Source organism: Shewanella sp. BF02_Schw (genome assembly GCF_014596695.2).
Lineage (GTDB): Bacteria > Pseudomonadota > Gammaproteobacteria > Enterobacterales > Shewanellaceae > Shewanella.
This window is the reverse complement of sequence record NZ_JABKAW020000001.1, coordinates 1,607,503-1,629,559: the sequence shown is the minus strand read 5'-3', so window position 1 is coordinate 1,629,559 and position 22,057 is coordinate 1,607,503. Positions and strand designations below refer to the sequence as shown.

The window sequence follows — 22,057 nt, the reverse complement described above, 5'->3', positions numbered from 1 at the left end:
AGGTAATTTGCGGAGAGGATTTAACAATAAACTGCTTTATAAAATCAAGTTCAGAGAGTTTTCAATCGAGGGTCACGAAAAGATGTAGTACCTAACGATATAAAGTGAAGTGCCCAAAGCAGACTTAATAGCCGTTTGTACCATTCTAGAGTGGGATTCATATCCAGGAAGGTATTTATACAAAAGATAACACAAAAAATTTCGTTGCAATTAGCGTGAAATTATCGGGGCTACGGGCAGTGCAAAAACAATTTAACACAGCATAAGTTAATAAAAACTAGGCTAATAAAGGGCTGAACTTTGCCAATTCAGCAGCATTATGTACGGCTAGTTTCTTAATGATTTTAGAACGATGTACCTCAATAGTGCGCAGAGAAAGGTATAATTCGTCGGCCATTTGTTTGTTGGTTTTGCCTTCTATTAATAGATGTAATACTTGGATTTCACGTTCTGTTAAGGTGTTATATCGTTGTTTCAGAAGAATAGATTCAAACATTTTATGGCTACACGTAAAGGCTTTTTCTATAGCAACAACCAGTTCTTTCCCGTTAACGGGTTTTTGAAAAAAATCACAAGCACCTTGTCTAAATGCATTTACCGCCATCGGCAGATCACCGTGACCCGTTAAAAAGAGGATGCCTAACGGACTGTTAGCGGCAATTAATTTTTGTTGTAGTTCTTGGCCAGTAATTTCTGGCATTTTGCTGTCCACGATAAGACAACCTGGCTGGGTAGTATCAATGGTGTTAATAAACGAAATGGCACTATTGAAAACCTGTAAGTTGTATTCATATTGCAATAGCATAAATTGCATAGAATCAAGAATTGCTAGGTCATCATCCACCATATAAATATCTTTAATCATATGTAGTATCGATTTATTAAATGTTAATACAGTGTAATCATTGTTGGTTGTGGATCAAGTTGTTCGGTTGCTTTTGTGCTGTGTGCATCTGTTTTGTTAATTAAGTTGCACTACACTGAGTTTGTTGCATAAAAACGGATTACTTTGTTTATTAACTAAGTACCGATTAACTAAATGTTGTCAGATGGCTAAAAGGTTACGGATGCGAATTGAAACTTTGCTGATTGGAGCACTTTCATTAACTCTTGCTGGATATTTAACTCAAGCAAGTGCGCAGCCTATAACACCTGATGCGGTCATTGAAAAACCCATTACGACTCAAGCTCATGCTGAAGTACATTACCGAGTTGCAGTGCTTGCAAATTATGGTGTGGCTAAAAGTATTGAACGCTGGCAGCCATTAATGGACTATTTAAGCCAAAATGTTGCCAATGCCAGCTTTGAGGTTGTGCCTTTAAATTTTGTTAGGATGAATGAGCAACTGCTTAATGGGCAAGTTCAGTTTGTTGTTACCAATCCTGGACATTACTTCAACATGAGCGATGATTTTCCTATTTCATGGCTCGCGACTATGAAAAGTGATAAGCATCAGGGGAATACTTTCGCAATAGGTGCAACCATCGTTGTTCGCAAGGATAGTCAATTTTACACAATAGATGATCTTATGAGTCATTCTGTCGTAGCAAGTGATCCTAATGCATTAGGAGGCTATCAAGCCGCTATAGGTCTTCTTCAAGACAAAGGTTTCCCAACTTACAATTTTTTCTCTAAAGTCACCTTTCTCGGTTTTCCGTTGGAGCCATTAATTTATCAAGTTCGAGATAGTAATGCTGATATTGCTATCACCCCATTTTGTACTTTAGAACAAATGATTGAAGAAGGTTACATCAAGGCTGATGACTTTAGAGTGATTAATGATGTTACGCCTGCTGGTTATGATTGTGCTGTTAGTACACCGTTATATCCTAATTGGTCATTTGCCTCATCAGATGATGTTCCACTTGTCGTAAGAACGGATATCACCAGAGCATTACTGTCGATTAGTGCTACTCATCCGGTTTCGATAATTGGGCAAAATCGCGGCTGGGCAGCACCTATTAGTCAATTTAAAGTCATTAAACTGTTTAAAGATTTGGATTTAGAATCAAATAAAGTGCCAATATACTTACAAGTTTGGCTGTGGATTAAATTAAACCAGCAATGGGCATTTGGTTTTGTAGCGCTATTTATCGTGGCAACCATCTACCATTTATGGCTTGAATATCGGTTTAGACAAGAAAGTGAAAACTTATTACATTCAGAACGGCAATTAAAGATAAAAGCCCTGCAGTTAGAGCGTTTACAAAGTGCAGCAATCCTAGGTGAGATTGGTGCTGGCTTAGCTCACGAGTTAAATCAGCCTATTGCTGCCATTACGCAATATAGCGAAGGCGGCATGATTGAGCAGGCTAAAAGTATTGGAATAAATTCGATTCAATATCAGCTGTTAGAGAAAATACAGCAACAATCAATTAGAGCTGGAGAAATTGTACATAGGATACGAAGTTTGCTTCAAAGGAAAGATGCAGAAAACACAGAATTTGATGTACAAGAACAATTAACAACCTGTATAGAATTGCTTGAACATGAATTAAAAAGTCACAATATTACGCTTAGTTATACACCTGCTGATACTGAAATAAAAATAATCGGTGATAAGGTAGGTTTTTGCCAAGTGCTGATAAATGTTTTAAAAAATGCTGTAGATGCTATGCCTAAAAAGCATCATTGTTCTCCTCAAATAAATCGAATTTTAATTAACTTACAGGTCGTCAATCAGACATTGAAATTGGCCATTTATGATAATGGCACTGGTTTAAGCTGTTCAGCCGATGAATTCAAAACCACTTTTTTTACAACAAAAGAAAACGGCTTAGGTCTTGGTTTAGCCATTTGTCACGATGTGATTACACAGTTTGGCGGCAATATTAGCTTATCTAAATGCGTAGATGATACTGAAGCACCTTGGGTAGCGGGATGTAGAGTGTCGATTGTTATTCCCTTAATAACCATATTGTAATATATATCAAACCAACGACTCACTGATAACGTGTATTTGAGAGCTGAAACCGTGATATTAATCATATGATTAATATCAATGTGGTTTACCACAATACCCTTAAAATACTTATGGGTTAACACTGTGTTTAGCGATGGAGCTTATTGTTGTGTTTATCTAATAAGCCCCATTAAACCTAAGTTAACCGTAATAACTTCGTGCTTAGTTGAAGATGAAGGGGGCAATCATGATTCAGTTAAATCGGCGACATTTTTTAATGGGGGCTGGTGCTACAAGTGCAACCTGTGCTCTGGCAAGTATGCTACCTGGCTCGTTAGCCGCGTTAGAGAAACAGCCTTTAAAAGGTGTCTCTTCTGAAGTGGCCAGTATCTGCGAAATGTGTTCTACACGCTGCCCTATTAAAGCCCGTATTGTAGACGGTAAAAACGTATTTATTACTGGTAATAAAGAAGCCAAATCATTCGGCGGTAAAGTTTGTGCTCGCGGTGGTGCGGGTCATAGTCTTTTATATGACTCACAGCGTATCGTTAATCCATTAAAAAGAACTGGTGAGCGTGGAGAAGGCAAATGGGCTGAGATCAGTTGGGATGAAGCTTATCAATATATTGCCGAAAAACTAACGGATATTAAGCAACAGTTCGGTGCAGAAACTGTCGCTTTTTCGTCTAAATCAGGTTCGTTAGATGGCCATTTATTTCATTTGGCAGCTACTTTTGGTTCACCTAATACTTTCACACATGCTTCGACTTGTCCTGGTGCCTATGAAATAGCTGCAAAGGCTATGTTTGGTACCAAAATGAAGCGTGATTTGAGCAATTCAAAATACATCATTAACTTCGGTCATAATATTTATGAAGGCATAAACATGTCTGAGACTCGAGGCATGATGCAAGCACAAATGGATAAAGGAGCCAAGTTAGTCGTATTTGAACCTCGTTTTTCAGTTGTTGCCGACAAAGCTGATGAATGGCATGCCATTCGTCCAGGCACTGACGTGTCAGTTGCGCTAGCGTTATGTCATGTTTTAATTTATGACCATTTATACGACCATGATTTTATCGAAAAATATGTTGTTGGTTTTGAAGAATTTGCTGCAGAGGTAAAAAAATATACCCCAGAGTGGGCAGAAACTATTTCAGATGTTTCTGCCAGTGCCATTCGACGAATTGCTCATGAATTTGCAAGCAAAGCGCCACATGCTGTTGTTGACTTCGGTCATCGTGCCACCTTTACTCCCGAAGAGTTCGATATGCGTCGTGCAATATATGCTGTCAATATTTTGATTGGTAATATTGAACGCAAAGGTGGCATATACATGGGCCAGAAAGCACCTGGATACAATAAATTTGCCGGTGAGAAAGTTGCCCCAGAATTAGTGACGCCTGGTGTTGAAGGCATGCCTAAAATCTCTGCTATTCGTATTGACCAAGTAGATAAACAATACAAGTTGATGTGGTCTTCAGGTGGTATTTATCAAACCATAATAGATGCAACTTTAGAGGCTAAGCCTTATCAGCTAAAAGCATGGGTGATGAGCCGTACTAACCCAATGCAAACCTTAACAGACCGGGCGAAAGTAGAGCAAACGCTTAAAGCATTAGATTTAGTGGTGTGCTGTGACCTGTATATCAGTGAAACAGCAGCGTATGCTGACATTATTTTACCAGAGTCAACCTACCTTGAACGTGATGAGGAAATTGCTGATAAGTCAGGTAAAAATCCTGCTTATTATGTGCGTCAACGTGTAGTTGAAACCATCGGTAACACCCGTCCTAGTTGGCAAATATTCAAAGATCTTGGTAAGGCGTTAGGGCTGGACAAGTATTATCCTTGGGACAACATAGAAACGTTGCAATTAATGCAGGTTAATCGTGATCACGCCTTGTTAGAACACATTAAAAAAATAGGCTTCGTAAGCTACGGCAAGCCTTTGATGCTACGTGAACCTGAAATGGTTGACGAGTTCGTTAAGACTTATCCCAACGCAAGAAACGTAGATGCCGATGGAACGTATGCTACAGCTATGCACTTCAAAACACCCAGTGGGAAAATTGAATTAACCTCACCACAAGTCGAAGATATGGCTCCAGGACGAGGCGTGATTAAGCATCGTCATGTCCAACTAAAGCAAGCCGATGAATTATATTTTATTCAAGGCAAAGTTGCCGTACACACCAACGGCGCCACCCATAATATTCCTATGCTCTCCAACCTTATGTCTAACAACGCAGTTTGGATCCATCCATTAACCGCCGGACGATTAAATATCCATAGTGGCGATGCAATTCAATTAACCAGCAGTGTTGGCACCGAAGAAGGAACCGCTTTGGTCACCCCGGGGATTCGTCAAGATACTGTGTTTGCATACATGGGCTTTGGCTCCAAAAACAAAGAACTGGTGCGAGCAACAGGAAAAGGTATCCATTGCGGCAACCTACTTCCTAATGTCATCGCTCCCATCTGTGGCATGAATTTACACACCACAGGTGTCAAGTTGGTAAAAATTTAGCCGGTAACTAATTGATTTGGAGTCTCCTATGAGCAAACGATATGTCATGGTGCATGATGAAAACAAATGCATCGGCTGCCAAGCTTGCAATATAGCTTGTCGCAGTGAAAACGAAGTCCCTGAAGGGGTAACACGCCTGCAAGTTAGGGTGGAAGGTCCTTTTGGTGAAGCACCAAACTTACATTTTAAATATCACCGCGTGTCCTGTCAGCAATGCGAAGACGCACCTTGTGTCAGTGTTTGCCCTACAGGTGCCGCTTACATAGACGAAAATGGCTTAGTGTCTATTCATAACGATAAGTGCGTTGGCTGTATGTATTGTGTTGCGGCATGTCCATACAAAGTGCGCTTTATGAATCCCATAACCAAGGCTGCAGACAAATGTAATTTCTGTAAAGACACTCGCCTAGCCAGAGGTGAACAACCCGCTTGTGTTACAGCATGCCCAACAGATGCATTGTATTTTGGCGATGCTAACGACAGTAAAAGTGAGGTTGCTCAATTACTGAATACAAAAATAACCTATCAAGACAAAACGCATTTAGGTACCAAACCACGAGTGTACCGTGTTCCGACTAAACGAGGAGGGATAGAGTCATGAACAATATATGGGGCGACATGGCGCAATATGATCCAGTGACATGGAACTGGGTTATCGCCGTTTATTTATTTATGGCCGGTTTATCGGCAGGTAGCGTACTCATTGGTATTGGTATGCGTTGGTATAGTAAAGGGGGGAATATTGAAACTTCGATATTAAAAGCCTCTGCCATTATCGGGCCAGTAGCCATAAGCTTAGGTTTGGCCTGTTTAGTGTTTGATTTAACCAAACCATTTCATTTCTGGCTCATCTTAGTCAATTATAACTTTACATCTGTAATGGCGATTGGTGTGTTGGCCTTACTAGCTTATTCACCGTTAGGTATTGCTTATGCATTGATTGTATTGCGAGATGATTTACCAAAGTGGAAGTTAGGATTTTTAGCCCCAATAGGGCATATGCTATTGCCAATGCGTAAAGTAATTGAAATCCTACTGTTTGTACTTGCTATAGGAGTTGGTGCGTATACGGGCTTTTTAATCTCGGCCATGAATGCCTACCCAATGCTCAATACTGCAGTATTACCTGCATTGTTCTTAGCGTCTGGTTTATCAGCGGGAGCTGCGGGTAACTTAATCGTTGCGTTAACCTGTTTTAATAGCAGCCCCCATGATAACGATGTGGCAAAAATGCACAGCCTAGATTTACCAGTAATCGTGTCTGAAATGATGTTTTTAGTGATGCTGTTTAGTACTCTTTATTTCACAGGAGGCGCAGCTGCTGAAGCATTAGCATCATTAAGTACCGACATTTGGGCTAGCGTGTTTTGGATAGGCGTAGTCGGAATCGGGTTTATCGTTCCCATTCTGTCTATGTTTTTACCTGCCAATGCTCGTCACACTAAAGCCATCATGATATCAGTTGCCTGCTGCAGTTTGACGGGTGTTTTAGCATTACGACACTTCATCATCTATGCTGGACAAAGTTATATAAGTTAACCAAGAAATAAGTAGATAAGTCATCTTTTGCCCTCCAGTAGACTTAGGTTGATTGGAGGGCAAAAACTACGCAATAGGCTGCAGTATTAGGTTGTAACAGCAGTCAATATTGGTTAATTAACTTAAGACACAACACTAAAGTCGACCGTATTCACAATTAAATCCATAAATTAGAAACGATAATCGTAGATTATTCAGATTTACCGCTAACGTATACTTGAAGTTATTATTTAAGCTGCTATATTGGCTTTATGAAAACATCAATATTCACATTTTATTCAATTATTTTTTTAGGGAGCTTCGCCCTAAAATTCCCCGATTAAGCGGGCGTGTCATTGCGCCCATCTGTTTTTACAGAATATACAATTAAAATTAACATTTAAAAAACAGCTTGCATTTATATGTTGAGGCTTAGATTTCGTTAAACTATTTTTAATCAATAGGAGTAACCCAATCTTTGTTTTATCTATATGTAAATAATTATTTGTTTTTAAAATGCTGTAATTAATTTAATTTTAATACTATAAAAATAAACCCAAAAAGTTCTAAAAGGAGGGCGGTGGATTATTTATTTCAAAAATGAGTTTATTGCATTAAATAAACGTTATTAATTTTTTATTTATAAGGTAATGATATGTCTAAGCATGAAATGAAAAAACCATTGTTGTCGCTAAAAGAAAAGCGTAAGTTAAAAAAAGAATCAAATGTTACAGAGGTAGCCAAGATTAGAAAGAAAAAAGGCTAGTAAACTGGATACGAAATACTTTACCTCCTTTAATTAACTGAACACTTTGTACATAAATGTCAGTAATAACTGCTTTTTGTGAGGGCTAGGAACAATAACGTAGAATGTTTTTATAAATAGGCTGAAGATGATTTTTATGTTCAGCCTATTTTATTTTTTTAACATACAGAATCTTTTTACATTAACGTTATAGACAATTTGGTTTTAATAACTATATGTTATTGTTTGTTAATTTACTTTGTGGTAGTGATTTTTAAAATGGATAATGATGTTAACTTTCTCTATGAAAAGATAGTGAAGGAGTCTAGAAATGACAGCAAATAATGGTGAGATTAAGTCACATCAAGTTGGAGTTGGTGGCGCTAGAGCACGAATAGCTAAGCGACCCAAAAAGTGGCTATAAGGATACCTGAAAATTACATTGGTATTGTTAAACAGCTAGTTAACTATTTGGATGAATTTACAATAATTAACGGGCAAAAAGTTCAGGTAAAATCAGAGAAATTGTTACTCAATTCTATACAAGATAAGGCTCAAGAGATCATGTTTAATGCATTAATATCTAAATAGGCTTGATCATAAGTATTCATTAAACTTTGAATATAATAAATATATCAGATTAAGAAATTAATGTTCTCTGTAATACTCCCGTCCTTTAAGGCACTGTACAGCTTATTAGTTTTTTGTTGATTTTATGTGTTTTCGTCTTATAAATTCACCTTTAGCGTAATATATTTATTGGTTGTAAATATAGTCGTGTATATTCACTTTGTAGTGGCTTGTATGTCACCTGTTTTTAGGCGAAGATACTCAGATATTAAGTTATTTTTAATAAACTAGGGATAATATTTGCAATCGCGTGTGTGATTTTTAAAATTAATATCACTACATTAATAATGTTATTTTACCTCATTAAACCTTCTATTATTCAAAGTTTGATCGTTAGGTAAAATACTTAAAGCATGAATTATTAGAATTTTTGAGGAAAAAATGAATAACAGACCTGAAATAACGATCTCATCACTTGATGCGCAGAGACTATTTAAACTCATCGAGTCCTTACCTACAAAGAAAATGGTAGGTATAAGTGAGCTTGAAGAGGAACTCGCTCGAGCAACAATCGTGGATCCAACAGAAATACCCACTACAATTGTCACCATGAACTCAACGGTTAAATTTACTGTCGAGTCGTCTCGAGATGAGTTTTTAATGACGCTTGTTTATCCCAAAGATCTTGATTTGAATGGCGATAAAATCTCTATTCTGGCGCCAGTTGGGAGCGCGTTACTTGGGTTGGCTCAGGGAGATCAAATTGAATGGCCAAAGCCTGGTGGTGGGTTAATAAAAATAACCATTAATGAAATTTTTTATCAACCAGAAAGGGCTGGTGAATACCATCGTTGATACATCATTTATTCAATAGCTTGAAAATAAATTACACCAGATCAATGAAGACACTCTATATAAAAGAATGTAGTAAATCCTCGTTACATCTGGTTTAAGGCTATTAAACAATAAATAACTAACTAACTTCGCTAGCGGTTTGATTCAACGATAATGATAGATGGCACCTAGAATCAACATACTAGTACTGCGTCTTAGAATACTGGTGTACAGGTTTATCTAAGCGGTTTTTTTCATGACAGTTGTCGCTTAAATGGTTAAACAGCTTCTTTGTGTTGCTCTTAATTTAACTCCACAGCCTATGGCTGACAGTTTCTGTTCTTTTTGTTCATTGCTCTAGATGTTCATTTCTGTTGTCTGATAGCACACTTTTCGCTTCGCCAATATCCTAACATCAAGACCATCATGTCTCTGATTAGGTGTCACAAACTTAATCCTGCTATGGCAATGTTCGTTGTCGTACCCATAAACAAATTCATTTACTCATGTACGCGCTTCATCTAACGATATAAAACCATCACTAGGCCAACGCAGATGATATTTTACCGTTTTAAACAGTAGATTCTGAGTACGGATTATCATTACTCATCCTTGGACGACTTCATTTGGTCACACCCACTAAATTGTACATCCTCGCTCGCATCGTCAGGTATTTCATGGGATCACCATTATCAGAGTGCAACACAACGTCTTTCTATAAGTATTTTTCTGCCCAGCGTTTATCTATTTCAGATACGTTCCATCTAAAAAATAGCACGATATTTTTCAATGAGCCTGTTGACCTCTTTGATGATATCGCCACGGTGGGCCGATAATTCTAATTGCTCTATGTTGGTCATACTTCTTTTCAGTAAGGTTTGTGAATATCTTGATTAGACAGATATTTATGTCAAGTTCAGTGCGGCAACGAACAGAGTAAAAAGTAAAATACACGTATTATGACTATCAACATCATGAGTTAAATCGTGGTTACTAATTTTAAATTATGTAGTAAATACATAATGTTGCATAGACTAAATGAGTTAAAAGCGATTGCAATTTACGCCACAAATGGTGATATTTTTTACCATTTTTTTATTTTTATGCTAGGCAGGCGATTCACTTTCCACCCAGAGTGACCTAAAAGCTTTAATTTTGAGGATAATATGCAAATAGAAACACTTCACGATGTTATGCAATGGACTAAAAACATGCACCAAGAACTGCATTATTTTGCCGCCAATTGTGCACAAAAAAGCGATAGTGTAAGAGTTGGTTTGCTGCTTAAGTACATTTCAGAGCACGAAAAAAAAATGGCGCAGGTAATGAAAAAGTTTGAAGACAATGGTAATAGCAGTGCACTCAACACGTATAGTCGGCATTACTACGAAAAATTCACTATTTCTATTCACACTGAAGGTGAGCATCCGTTTGAGAAGATGGATACGGATGAAATAGCAATTGTCACTCTTGAATATCATAAAAATATCGTCGGACTATTTGAGTATCTGCAAAAATGCAGCTGTGCACCTTCGGTGACGGAATTTCTTGATAATATATTGTCGGTTCAAGAGGCCGAGGGGCGATTACTGGCACGTAACATGAAACAAATTGACGATTTGTAGCATAAATGTCTCACAAACAAAAAATCACATAACGTCATACTGAGTGATTTAGTACTAGAAACTTTTCAGAATGCACTCCTGTGGTAAGCAGAGCCTTTTTAATGACTAACTTTATGCGTTATTTTAGCTACCAAAATAACGTTAAAGTTGGTGACAACGGCCAATTCATATCAAGCCATATACAGATAATGCAACCTTTCAACAAATCTAGGCCGAATTTATGGGTTGTATTACCTCAACGTAGGTAACACTCCACTTAAACTCAGCGATATTGGCAAAACCAAACGATAGTTTATCAACGGCATATAGCCTGATAAGTTTTTGAAAGTATGAGTTAATGTTAAGAGTTGGAACCACTGTTAACCGTGTTTTATAGAAAGTACGCTAACGCACAGAGTCTAAAACTAAAGAGCAGTATAATTTACTCGTTAGTTATCAAATCTTAGGTATCTCTTAGATATCAAATGTCTCCAGTCATTGCAAAATACAATTTATTCATGCTGAGGTGAAGCACATGCTTTTTAATAATTCGAACATTACGGACTCTCCTATTCGTCAGAAAATTCGCGAGTTCTATCGTATTGATGAAAGTGTTGCGGTAGAGCATATTTTACCGTTAGCAGACGTTAACGATGAAGCTGCCAGCAGAGCGTGGGAAAAGGCACGTAAAATATCATTAAAAATACGTAGAGACGAATCAGGTAACGGTGCTGTAGATGCCTTACTCGCAGAATACACATTATCCAGTGAAGAAGGTGTGGTGTTGATGTGTTTGGCTGAGGCCTTATTACGTGTACCAGATAAGCACACTCAAGATGCCCTCATTAGCGACAAAATTTCTCAAGGTGAGTGGCGAAGTCATTTGGGCAGCAGTGATTCACTGTTTGTTAATGCCTCATCGTGGGGGTTATTAGTTACCGGCACTATGGTTGATTATGCTGATGAACGCGAAAAAGATAGTTTTGATTTATTGAAAAAGATTATTGGTCGTTTAGGTGAGCCTGTCATTCGTAAAGCAATGAACTATGCCATGCAAATTATGGGTGAGCAGTTTGTTATGGGCGAAACGATTCAAGCTGCAACAGAGCATGCTACCAAACAAGATCGGCAAGGCTTCGTATATTCTTACGATATGCTAGGTGAGGGTGCGCGCACCATGGGTGATGCTGATAAATATTTTAAAGCTTATCAAGTTGCCATAGATGCTATTGGCGCGGTTTCACTCGCGTCAGGTAAGAACGATCCTCGTAGAGTTCCTGGTATCTCAGTTAAGCTTTCTGCTATTCATCCTCGTTACGAATTTGCGCAAAGACAACGAGTAATGACTGAAGCTGTTCCCAAACTTAAAGCGCTTTGTTTGCAAGCTAAAAAATACAATATTGGTTTAACGGTTGATGCGGAAGAATCTGAGCGATTAGATTTGTCCCTTGATGTTATTGAGGCGGTATTTAGTGATGACGAATTAGCGGGTTGGAATGGCTTTTCGATGGCTCTACAAGCTTATCAAAAACGGGCTATTTTTATCATTGATTGGTTACATGAGTTAACCGTTCGTGTTGGCCGAAAAATGATGGTGCGTTTAGTTAAAGGTGCTTATTGGGATACTCAGATTAAAAACACTCAAAAAGGTGGCTATGAGCATTTTCCGGTATTCACTCGCAAGGCTTCCACTGATGTTTCTTACCTCGCCTGTGCAAAAAAATTATTAGAATATAGAGATACTCTCTATCCACAGTTTGCGACACATAATGCTTACACAGTGACGACTATTCTTGAACTGGCGGGCAATGACAAAACAAGTTTTGAATTTCAATGTCTATATGGCATGGGTGGTTCTTTATATGATCAAGTTGTTGCCAGTGAAAATGTTCAATCTCGCGTCTACGCACCGGTTGGTCCTCATAAAGAGCTACTAGCCTATTTAGTCCGTCGTTTGTTAGAAAATGGCGCTAATTCTTCTTTTGTTAATGCCATTATTGATGAGTCTCAACCGGTCGAATCTTTACTTGAAGACCCGGTTAAAAAAATGCATCGCTTAACAGACAAATATAACGGCCAGATTATCAAACCTATTGCCTTGTACCATGATGAAAATGGTGTTGGTCGAGATAATTCCAAGGGCTTAGATTTAACCGACATAAATATGGTAACCCCGCTAAAAACATCACTAGATAATTGGGTTGAAAATAACCAGTTTTCTGAAAGTGATACGCCAGAGGGGGCTGTAGCCATTAGAAACCCAGCAAAGCAAAGTGAAATCATTGGTTTCCAGCGCCATCATAGCAAAGATGACATGCTCGCGATGATCGATACGGCTCAAACTGCATTTGCCTCATGGTCACAAAAGCCTGTATCTGAACGCGCAGCCTTATTATGCAGTATCGCCGATATTCTTGAACATCATAGGGACGAGCTCATTGCCTTATGCATCAAAGAAGCGGGAAAAACGACTCAAGATGGTATAGATGAAGTCAGAGAGGCTGTTGATTTTTGTCGTTATTATGCACAACAAGCGATTGAGCTTGCAGAAGATGATCGTTTAGAAGCCCGTGGTGTGGTGTTATGTATCAGCCCTTGGAACTTCCCGTTAGCGATATTTATAGGGCAAGTGACAGCTGCCATTTCTACTGGTAATACGGTGCTGGCAAAACCAGCCGAGCAAACAAGTTTAATTGCATTGCGCGCTATTGAACTAATGACGTCTGCTGGATTACCTCATGGCGTTGTACAAGCGGTTATTGCCAAGGGCAGTGAAGTGGGCAGTATTATTATTCCTAATGCACATATTCAAACGGTTATTTTTACGGGTTCGATTAAAACAGCGACTATTATTTCGCAAACGTTGGCTGATAGAGACGGCGCAAAAGTCCCTTTTATTGCTGAAACAGGCGGTCAAAACTGTATGATAGTTGACTCCACAGCTTTGCCTGAGCAAGTGGTTGATGATGTTATTTCTTCAGGATTTCAGTCTGCAGGTCAGCGTTGTTCTGCGCTCAGGGTATTATTTTTGCAAGAAGATATTGCCGATACTGTTATTACAATGCTTAAAGGCGCATTAGCAGAATTGCATGTGGGTAATCCAGAAAAACTCAGCACTGATGTAGGTCCCGTCATTGATCAAAAAGCGCTAGATTCACTCAATGCTCACAGTGACTATATGAAAACTCATGGTCAATTATTGTACCAATGCGCGATATCTAATGAGACAAATGAAATAGCAGAAAACGAACATTTCTTTTTTGCGCCGCGACTTTATGAAATAGACAATATTAGTGTGCTCAAGCATGAAGTATTTGGTCCCTGTGTCCATATTATTCGTTTTAAAGGCGATGAAATAGAAAAAGTCATTGATGATATTAATGGCACCGGTTTCGGTTTAACGATGGGTATTCATACGCGGATTGAACAGCGAGCTTTTCATTTGGCGACACTATCGCGTGCAGGTAATGTATATGTAAATCGCAATATGATTGGCGCTATTGTGGGGGTGCAACCTTTTGGGGGGCGTGGTCTTTCAGGTACAGGGCCAAAAGCGGGTGGGCCATATTATTTAACACGTCTAGTGAAAGAGAAAGCCACTCCCGATGCCGATAAATTTAACTTATTACCATCGCAAGTTGATGCTTTAGTGAGCGATTCGAGATCGAAAGCAGAAGCAGAATTAATGATGGATAGGGCGGATATAGCAGAAAAAACCTGGCGCTTGACCGAGTTAGATCAGCGTATTTCTTTTGTGAGTCAAATGTTAGCCGAAATGGCTGATATCGATATTGTTGATGATTTAGCCGATGACTTAAATAGTACTTTGACAGCGGCTAATTCACAATTAGTGTGTGTTGAAAAGCATCTGCAAAAGCCAACAACGCTTCCAGGTCCGACAGGTGAGTCTAATATACTCTATTTGGAAAATCGCGGTAATATCATCTGCTTTGCTGATGAAAATGTGACTTTTCACTTTTGGATACTCTCAATTGTAACGGCTTTGACAACCGGAAATACCGTTATCTCGGTCGTTTCTGATTTATTTTATGATCAAGCGTTAGCCATTAGAGATAAGTTCGTTACAACAGGCGCAGATGAGAATGTGTTTCAAATTACCCGCTTATGTCATTTAACCACTTTGTTGGCGCATCCTGCGTTATCAGGAGTCGTTGTTGATAGTCACTGCGGCCGAAAAAATTATATCAGTGACAGATTAGCCGAACGTCAAGGGGCAATTTTACCAATGATCAGTTCAGAATATTTTGATAATCTCATTCAACGTTTATTAACAGAAAAAGCCGTTAGCATTGATACTACCGCATCTGGTGGTAACACGTCGCTGATGACTTTAGATGAAGATAACTAACTATTTTTGAATGTTATGTTTAAACAAAAATTCAAAATATTTATAAATCATCAACTGAAAAGTTGATGATTTATTCCCCTAATGTTTCGGTTTATTTGTCATAACTGATAAAAGTGCTAATGAGTGACAACAGATAATACTTTCGGTGCGAAGCTAACTTGATGGAGTTTATATTGTTTTTTACATTTCATTTTGGCAAAAAATTAAGCCTGATTAAATGAGTGAACGACCAAGCCAACAGGATTAAGCGACCACCCAGCTAAGGTCTATTCGCAGTAGGTTACGGTGATGAATCTATTCTTATTGCGATTAATAAATCTTTATTCAATATCTCCATTCCTCATGTTAATCCACTAGCCATTATTGTTGGTTCGATATCGCACAGAGCTTAAGTCCGTAATGGAGTAAAGTGTTGCTTGGTGTTACGGGAAAATACTTTTCTTACTCTGCTTTTATTTCAGTAAAGAATATTAATACTCGACCATGTCATTTCGTCTTGGTTTAAGGAACGACGTTGAGCTTTATTACTGGGACAACGATCAATCACCTACGCTATACAATATAAAAATTAATACATGTAAGGAATAAGTGCTAGCTGGATTTTTAAATTCAGCATTCAGCGTTCAGAAAAATCAGTATGAATATATCCATTAATAAACTAAAAGGAAATTTAATATGAGCAACATTAATATTGGCATTGATAAAAAAGATAGAAGCGAAATCGCTGAAGGGTTAAAGAAGTTATTAGCCGATACTTATACGCTTTATTTACAGACGCATAACTTTCACTGGAATGTGACTGGGGTGAGGTTTAGGGAGCTGCACTTGATGTTTGAAGAGCAGTATATGGAATTGGCCATTGCTGTAGACGATATAGCCGAACGTGTTCGAACTCTCGATGTTGCTGCGCCAGGCACTTATAAAGAATTTTCCAAGTTAAGTTCAATCCATGAGGTAGATGGTGTTCCCAATGCAACGGAAATGATGGAAGTATTACTCGTTGGTCACGAAAAAATTATACAGACTGCTCGCGATGTTTTAAAAGTGGCCCATCAATCAGACGACGAATCAACGGTATCTCTTGTATCTGATCGAATGCGAATACATGAAAAAACATCGTGGATGTTGAGAGCTTCAAATAAGTAGATTGAGCGTTTCAAACTACCAAGTTTTTGAAATTAAATGGTCAGATTATTAACGTTATTTACTTATTATATATTAACTAAAAAGGATACAGATTGGATGGGCACTTTCTCACGCTTCGCAATTGCTATCGTTCTGCTCCTTGTCGTCATCGGCAGCATCTTCGGCTACAAGTTCTATCAAATTAACCAAATGCAGGCCAAATTCTCTCAGCCACGCCCCGCAACTGTCGTTGAAACTACAGAGGTCGCTAGAGTATCTTGGCAACCGAGTATCCAATCAATCGGTGGCATCAGAGCTATCAACGGCGTCATGATAGCCAATGAATTGCCCGGTGTAGTGACAAAAGTTTTGTTCAAATCGGGTCAATCCGTCAAAAAAGGCGATATCCTGATCCGCCTAAACAGCGATATAGAGCAAGCCGCTCTTACAACACGTCTAGCTGAGGCACAGCTTGCTTCGAAAGCATTTCAACATAACTCAGACTTGATTTCCAAACGGGCTGTGTCACAGTTCGCCTTAGATGAAACAAAGGCTGCGCTGGATGTAGCCAGAGCACGAGTAAAAGAAGCCGAGGCCCAGTTTGGTAAAAAAATACTCACGGCTCCCTTCGACGGCATAGTAGGGCTACGTCTAGCGGATATAGGTGAATATTTATCTGTGGGTACACCTGTCGTTGAAATCAATATGCTTAATCCAATTCTGGTCGAATATACTCTGTCTGAACAGGAACTGGCCAGCGTTGATATTGGTGATCTCGTTGAAGTCACTGTGGCGGCAACTGGCTCAGAGGTATTCAAGGGAACAATTACCGCAATTAATAGCTCTATCACGCCAGAGACACGCACAGTTAAGCTGCGCGCCCAACTTCTAAACCCCCAACAAAGCCTCAAACCGGGTATGTTCGCTACCATTAGAACCATGGCAAAGGGTGAAAGGCAGGTCATTGCAATTCCAAACATAGCACTGTCTTTCAACACCTACGGCGATTTCGCCTATGCATTAACTAAAAATGAAAAAGGCCAGCTGGTCACTGAGCAGCGGACATTGGAAACCGGCGTTACACGGGATGGCATGACTGAAATTAACAAAGGGTTAGAACCCGGTGAACGTATCATTGCCTCTGGTTTGCTGCGCTTGAGGGCTGGTCAGCGAGTGAAAATAAAGCAAGATGACAAGATTGCAGACAGTACAGGAGTTAAATAAACATGCGTTTTACAGACATTTTTATACAACGGCCAGTGCTGTCCATTGTTGTTAGTCTACTAATATTACTGGTTGGGATTCGCTCTATTATGGAGATGGAGATCCGCGAATACCCTGTATTGGAAAACACTAAAGTCACCGTTACTACTGCATATCCAGGCGCCAGCAGTGAATTGATCCAGGGATTCATTACCCAACCTTTGCAGCAGGCTATTGCCGAAGCAAAGGGCATAGACTTTCTGAGCTCATCGAGCATACAAGGTTTTTCAACCATCGAAGCACAGATGGAACTCAACTACGATGCTAATGACGCACTTGCGGAGATTCAATCTAAAGTTGCCAGTCAGCGTAACGAGTTACCTGACGAGGCTCAGGACCCTGTTATCAACTCGACGACGGGAGAAGGTCGTGCGCTCATGTACATCGCTTTCTTTAGCGATACCATGAAAGTCCCACAGATCTCAGATTATCTTGCCCGAGAAGTACAGCCAAAACTACAAGCCCTATCCGGTGTAGCCAAGGCCGAACTGCTGGGGCGTCGCTTTGCGCTGAGAGTCTGGCTCGATCCTCAAAGACTTGCAGCGGTTAATCTCACCTCGACAGATATTGCTCAAACCCTGCGTCAGAACAACTATATTTCAGCAGTTGGGCAAACCAAAGATGAATTCATCAAGATCAATCTCACTACGAATACTGACGTTGGAAACACCAAACAGTTCGAGAATCTGATAATTAAATCGACCGAAGATAGTATCGTTCGTCTCAAGGATATCGCCATGGTAGAGCTCGGATCACAAACCTACGAGAACATAGCACTGTATAAGGGTAAACCCTCAACCTACGTAGCCATTAATCTATCTCCGGGTTCTAATCCACTGTCTGTGGCTGAACGTGTTAAGGAACTCCTGCCGGATATAAAGTCTCAGCTGCCCTCGGGTCTGCAGGTCGAACTCCCCTACGATGCATCAGCATTTATTGATGATTCAATTAATGAGGTGATCAAGACGCTTATCGAGGCAGTGGGTATCGTTCTTGTCATCGTGTTTCTATGCCTAGGATCTCTGCGAGCGGCAATCATTCCCTCAATAGCGGTACCGCTCTCGCTCATCGGTGGAGCCTTCATCATGCTGGTGCTGGGTTTCTCGCTCAATTTGCTTACGCTGCTCTCACTTGTGCTGGCAATAGGCTTGGTCGTCGACGATGCTATTATCATAGTCGAGAACATACACCGGCATATCGTTGATGGTAAATCAAAGAAGGACGCGGCGTTGATCGGTGCTCGAGAAATGGCTAATCCAGTTATCGCCATGACGATAACCTTGGTTGCAGTCTACGCGCCTATTGGTTTCATGGGTGGGCTGGTTGGTTCGCTTTTTACCGAGTTTGCTTTCACGCTTGCTGGTGCCGTCGTCATTTCAGGCATCATTGCCTTGACGTTATCGCCTATGCTGGCCAGTAAGGTTCTCAAACCACATGGACAGTCGACCCGCTTCGAGAGTGCAATTGAAAGTTTGTTCGACCGACTCGCCAATACTTATCAGCGCTCGCTGGCTATCATGGTCAAGGCCGTCTCACCTGTAATTATGTTTGCGGTAGTCGTACTAGTGTCGATCTTTTTTATGATGATGCTAAGCCAGAAAGAGCTTGCACCGACTGAGGACCGTGGCATCATTTTGTTTCAGGGTAAAGGACCGCAGACAGCCACACTCGAATACCTGCAGAAGTATGGCACAGAAATGCAGACAGCCTTCGAGCAGGTACCAGGTTACGACGAGACGTTCATGCTGGTTGGTATGACGAGTCCCAATGCGGTGTTTGGCGGTTTCAAAATGAAGCCTTGGAGCGAACGAGATATATCGCAGTTTGATATCATGCCTCAACTGCAGGCTTCTGTGGCAGGGATTACTGGTTTGAAAACAGCTTTATTCCCAATTCCATCCTTGCCTGGTTCGAGTGGCGGTCTACCCTTTCAGTTTGTGCTAACTTCGGGCAGTGATTTTACTCAACTCGATCAAATAGCAGATGAATTCGTAGGGGCTGCCATGCAGAGTGGCAACTTCACATTCGTGCAGAAATCGATCGACATCGATAAGCCCGTCACCCGAGTAAAGGTCGACCGCGAACGCGTAGCCGATCTCGGTTTGTCGATGCAGGAAATTGGTCAGGCGCTTGGCGGTATGCTTGGCGGCGGGTTTATTAGTCGTTTCAACATGGAGGGGCGCTCGTATGAGGTTATTCCCCAGGTTGAGCGCTACGCGCGCCAAACAGCAACGGCGCTCAACGATTATTTCATCCGCGCCGACTCTGGCGATTTAGTTCCGCTCGGCTCGGTCGTTAGCTTCGAGCATGATGTAGAACCCTCATCCAGAACACAATTCAATCAGCTGAATTCGGTCACGATCGAAGGCATTCCAGCGCCATCAGTGTCGATGGGAGATGCCATCAGTTTCATGAAAACCAAGGCGGTCGATATCCTACCTCGGGGTTTCAGCTATGATTTTAAGGGCGAGTCTAGACAGTTCGAAAATTCTGGCAGTGCGTTAATCGTGACTATCTTTTTATCGCTACTCGTTATCTATCTGGTGCTTGCTGCGCAATTTGAGAGCTGGCGTGATCCTCTTATCATTTTAATATCGGTGCCGATGTCAATTGCAGGGGCAATGGCCTTCATTATGCTTGGTTTTGCATCGATGAATATCTACACACAGGTTGGTCTGATAACATTGATTGGCGTGGTCGCGAAGAACGGTATTCTTATCGTGGAATTTGCCAATACACTTCAGGAAAGGGGACGCAACAAGCGCGACGCGGTAATCGAAGCCGCAGCGATTCGACTTCGCCCTATTATCATGACTTCGCTGGCGCTTATCGTCGCCATGATCCCGCTGTTAATTGCAGCGGGCCCAGGAGCAGAGTCGCGCTTTGCGATTGGTATAACCATTGCTACAGGACTCGGTATCGGTACTTTGTTAACTATGTATGTGTTGCCTGCTTTCTATATCGTCCTGGCGAAGAAGATTGATACTTCAGATCTTGAGGGGCAGGGTAATACCGCTGATCAAACTCCGACTTAAACAACGAACATGTGATTGTCGTACTCATATTTTCGTAGCGTTCAGTTTTGATTGGCGCAGTCACCCTAGATTTGGCTAATCTTATTGATTGAAAACATTGCAAAAGAGGACTTGGAAATGCAGTCTGTTCGTTGCCGAACAGACTGCATTTAGTTTTATGGGTATGATTTTATTGTGCGATTGGGAACATTAAGTAACCAATAATTTCAGTTAAAGTCCAAGACAATTCCGCTTTCTGAAGCTTGTCAGATGACTGATTGCTCATTTATAAATAGAAGGGCTTGCACTGAGCTCTGAGGGGAAACTATGATTAAAACCAACCAAATTAAACCTGATATGCCTGTTGTCTGCTCCGAAGATGGTCAATTTGCTACTGTAGATCATATGGAGGGCACTGATACCCTCAAGCTTAAAAAAGACAAGGGCGGTCAACACCATTACATTCCATTAAGCTGGGTAACCTCAACTGAGGGCGATAAAGTGAAAGTTGATCGTCCAGGAGACCAAGCTATGCAGGAATGGTCTCAAACTCCGCCAACAGGTACAGGACACTAAAGTCGTGTTGTAGTGCTAAACAAAGGTGGCATTGTACTCATGCCATCTTAAGACTTGAGCGGGAACCACGGTTTTATATCCCGCCTTTACTTTTCCCCAACAATTCACGTGAAAATGATAGACATCAAAAACAGTGTTCAAGTTTTAGCTTTCGCGCCGTTCAAAATGGCAGGAGACTTGCGTAATGAGTTTCGCATTCAGCAACTAACATGATAATGGCTGATCTCCGCGACAACATGCCCCGTCCGTCATGGCCAATAAGCATGGCGAAAACAGCAACACGGTTTAATGTGGTCTATTTTGCTGCTCAATATACTGCTTAACAACATTGATAGGCGCAGCCCCCTACGTTTACAGCAATGTAGCTAAGGCTCCATAACGCATTTTCATGTATGCAGGCGCTATGAGTTCAGGGTCATGCAGTTTTTTCCGTAAAGCGTTTTTGTTCAATAAAGTAGTTATAAAACAATCGAACAAACGCAATTTATAGTATTTGTTCGAACTCCTAAAGCCTAAAAATATTTTCTACTCTGAAGATAAATATACTTCTTAGGCGAGATGATGACAGGTGATTAATATGGCAAACGAATCTAAAAATATATTGCAGCGTGGTTTGGAATATATGCACGAACCATTTTCGGGTTTTATTCGAGCGCAGACTACCTCCAGTCTGTTTCTTCTGTTATCGACAATCTTGGCCCTATGGTGGGCAAATTCAGCCTATTCTTCTACCTACTTAGATCTTGTGCACACCCCGATTGGAATATTTTTGGGTGATGTTGAGTTAAGATCTTCACTTAAACACATTATTAATGATGGTTTAATGGTGATATTTTTCTTATTGATTGGACTTGAAATCAAACGCGAGGTGCTAGCCGGAGACCTCGCTAAACCGGAAAATCGGCGCATGTTGATTATTTGTGCCATAGGCGGAATGATTTTACCGGCTACGATCTATACCCGTGATCATTGAAAATGCTTGATTTTGTCCCAAATGGGATCATCA

13 protein-coding genes and 1 pseudogene are annotated in these 22,057 nt (G+C 40.4%); 12 read left to right on the top strand and 2 right to left on the bottom strand.

The window, feature by feature from the left end:
- Window positions 1-277 precede the first annotated feature (277 nt).
- Entirely contained in the window at window positions 278-865 is a 588-nt protein-coding gene (locus HNW13_RS07190; RefSeq protein ID WP_192114897.1) for a response regulator, read from the bottom strand.
- Window positions 866-1,049: 184 nt separating this feature from the next.
- Here HNW13_RS07190 and HNW13_RS07185 point away from each other — a divergent pair, with 184 nt between their 5' ends.
- From HNW13_RS07185 to rnk, 5 genes are all read left to right on the top strand, one after another.
- Window positions 1,050-2,924 carry a sensor histidine kinase gene (locus HNW13_RS07185; protein WP_279575196.1) on the top strand — a complete coding sequence of 625 codons (1,875 nt, stop codon included), beginning with the start codon at window positions 1,050-1,052 and terminating at the stop codon, window positions 2,922-2,924.
- Window positions 2,925-3,150: 226 nt separating this feature from the next.
- Window positions 3,151-5,433 (top strand): thiosulfate reductase PhsA, encoded by a 2,283-nt coding sequence (phsA, locus tag HNW13_RS07180; protein WP_192114899.1) that lies wholly within the window; start codon window positions 3,151-3,153, stop codon window positions 5,431-5,433.
- A gap of 28 nt (window positions 5,434-5,461) precedes the next feature.
- Window positions 5,462-6,034 carry a 4Fe-4S dicluster domain-containing protein gene (locus HNW13_RS07175; RefSeq protein WP_102036995.1) on the top strand — a complete coding sequence of 191 codons (573 nt, stop codon included), beginning with the start codon at window positions 5,462-5,464 and terminating at the stop codon, window positions 6,032-6,034.
- On the top strand, window positions 6,031-6,972 hold the full coding sequence (gene nrfD / locus HNW13_RS07170) for an NrfD/PsrC family molybdoenzyme membrane anchor subunit (RefSeq protein ID WP_011637462.1): 942 nt from the start codon (window positions 6,031-6,033) through the stop codon (window positions 6,970-6,972). The genes HNW13_RS07175 and nrfD overlap by 4 nt, the downstream gene beginning before the upstream one ends.
- Before the next feature lie 1,735 nt (window positions 6,973-8,707).
- The gene (rnk, locus tag HNW13_RS07165; protein ID WP_192114900.1) at window positions 8,708-9,121 is read left to right on the top strand and encodes a nucleoside diphosphate kinase regulator; all 414 of its coding nucleotides are present in this window, start codon (window positions 8,708-8,710) and stop codon (window positions 9,119-9,121) included.
- Window positions 9,122-9,420: 299 nt separating this feature from the next.
- Here rnk and HNW13_RS23480 read toward each other — a convergent pair.
- Window positions 9,421-9,836, bottom strand: a pseudogene (locus HNW13_RS23480) (integrase core domain-containing protein); the annotation flags it as partial.
- Window positions 9,837-10,266: 430 nt separating this feature from the next.
- Here HNW13_RS23480 and HNW13_RS07160 point away from each other — a divergent pair.
- The 7 genes from HNW13_RS07160 (at window position 10,267) to HNW13_RS07130 (ending at window position 22,024) form a co-directional block, all read left to right on the top strand.
- Window positions 10,267-10,725 (top strand): hypothetical protein, encoded by a 459-nt coding sequence (locus tag HNW13_RS07160; protein ID WP_101088299.1) that lies wholly within the window; start codon window positions 10,267-10,269, stop codon window positions 10,723-10,725.
- 514 nt (window positions 10,726-11,239) lie between these two features.
- Entirely contained in the window at window positions 11,240-15,073 is a 3,834-nt protein-coding gene (putA, locus tag HNW13_RS07155; protein WP_192114901.1) for a bifunctional proline dehydrogenase/L-glutamate gamma-semialdehyde dehydrogenase PutA, read from the top strand.
- Between the two features lie 675 nt (window positions 15,074-15,748).
- On the top strand, window positions 15,749-16,219 hold the full coding sequence (locus tag HNW13_RS07150) for a Dps family protein (RefSeq protein ID WP_182744429.1): 471 nt from the start codon (window positions 15,749-15,751) through the stop codon (window positions 16,217-16,219).
- A 36-nt stretch (window positions 16,220-16,255) separates the two neighbouring features.
- On the top strand, window positions 16,256-17,422 hold the full coding sequence (locus HNW13_RS07145) for an efflux RND transporter periplasmic adaptor subunit (RefSeq protein ID WP_243756183.1): 1,167 nt from the start codon (window positions 16,256-16,258) through the stop codon (window positions 17,420-17,422).
- 2 nt (window positions 17,423-17,424) lie between these two features.
- Window positions 17,425-20,496 carry an efflux RND transporter permease subunit gene (locus HNW13_RS07140; protein ID WP_192114902.1) on the top strand — a complete coding sequence of 1,024 codons (3,072 nt, stop codon included), beginning with the start codon at window positions 17,425-17,427 and terminating at the stop codon, window positions 20,494-20,496.
- A 306-nt stretch (window positions 20,497-20,802) separates the two neighbouring features.
- Window positions 20,803-21,051, top strand: coding sequence for a DUF2171 domain-containing protein (locus HNW13_RS07135; RefSeq protein WP_192114903.1), 249 nt, complete (start codon window positions 20,803-20,805; stop codon window positions 21,049-21,051).
- Between the two features lie 577 nt (window positions 21,052-21,628).
- Window positions 21,629-22,024 (top strand): Na+/H+ antiporter NhaA, encoded by a 396-nt coding sequence (locus HNW13_RS07130; protein WP_192114904.1) that lies wholly within the window; start codon window positions 21,629-21,631, stop codon window positions 22,022-22,024.
- The last annotated feature ends 33 nt before the right edge of the window (window positions 22,025-22,057 follow it).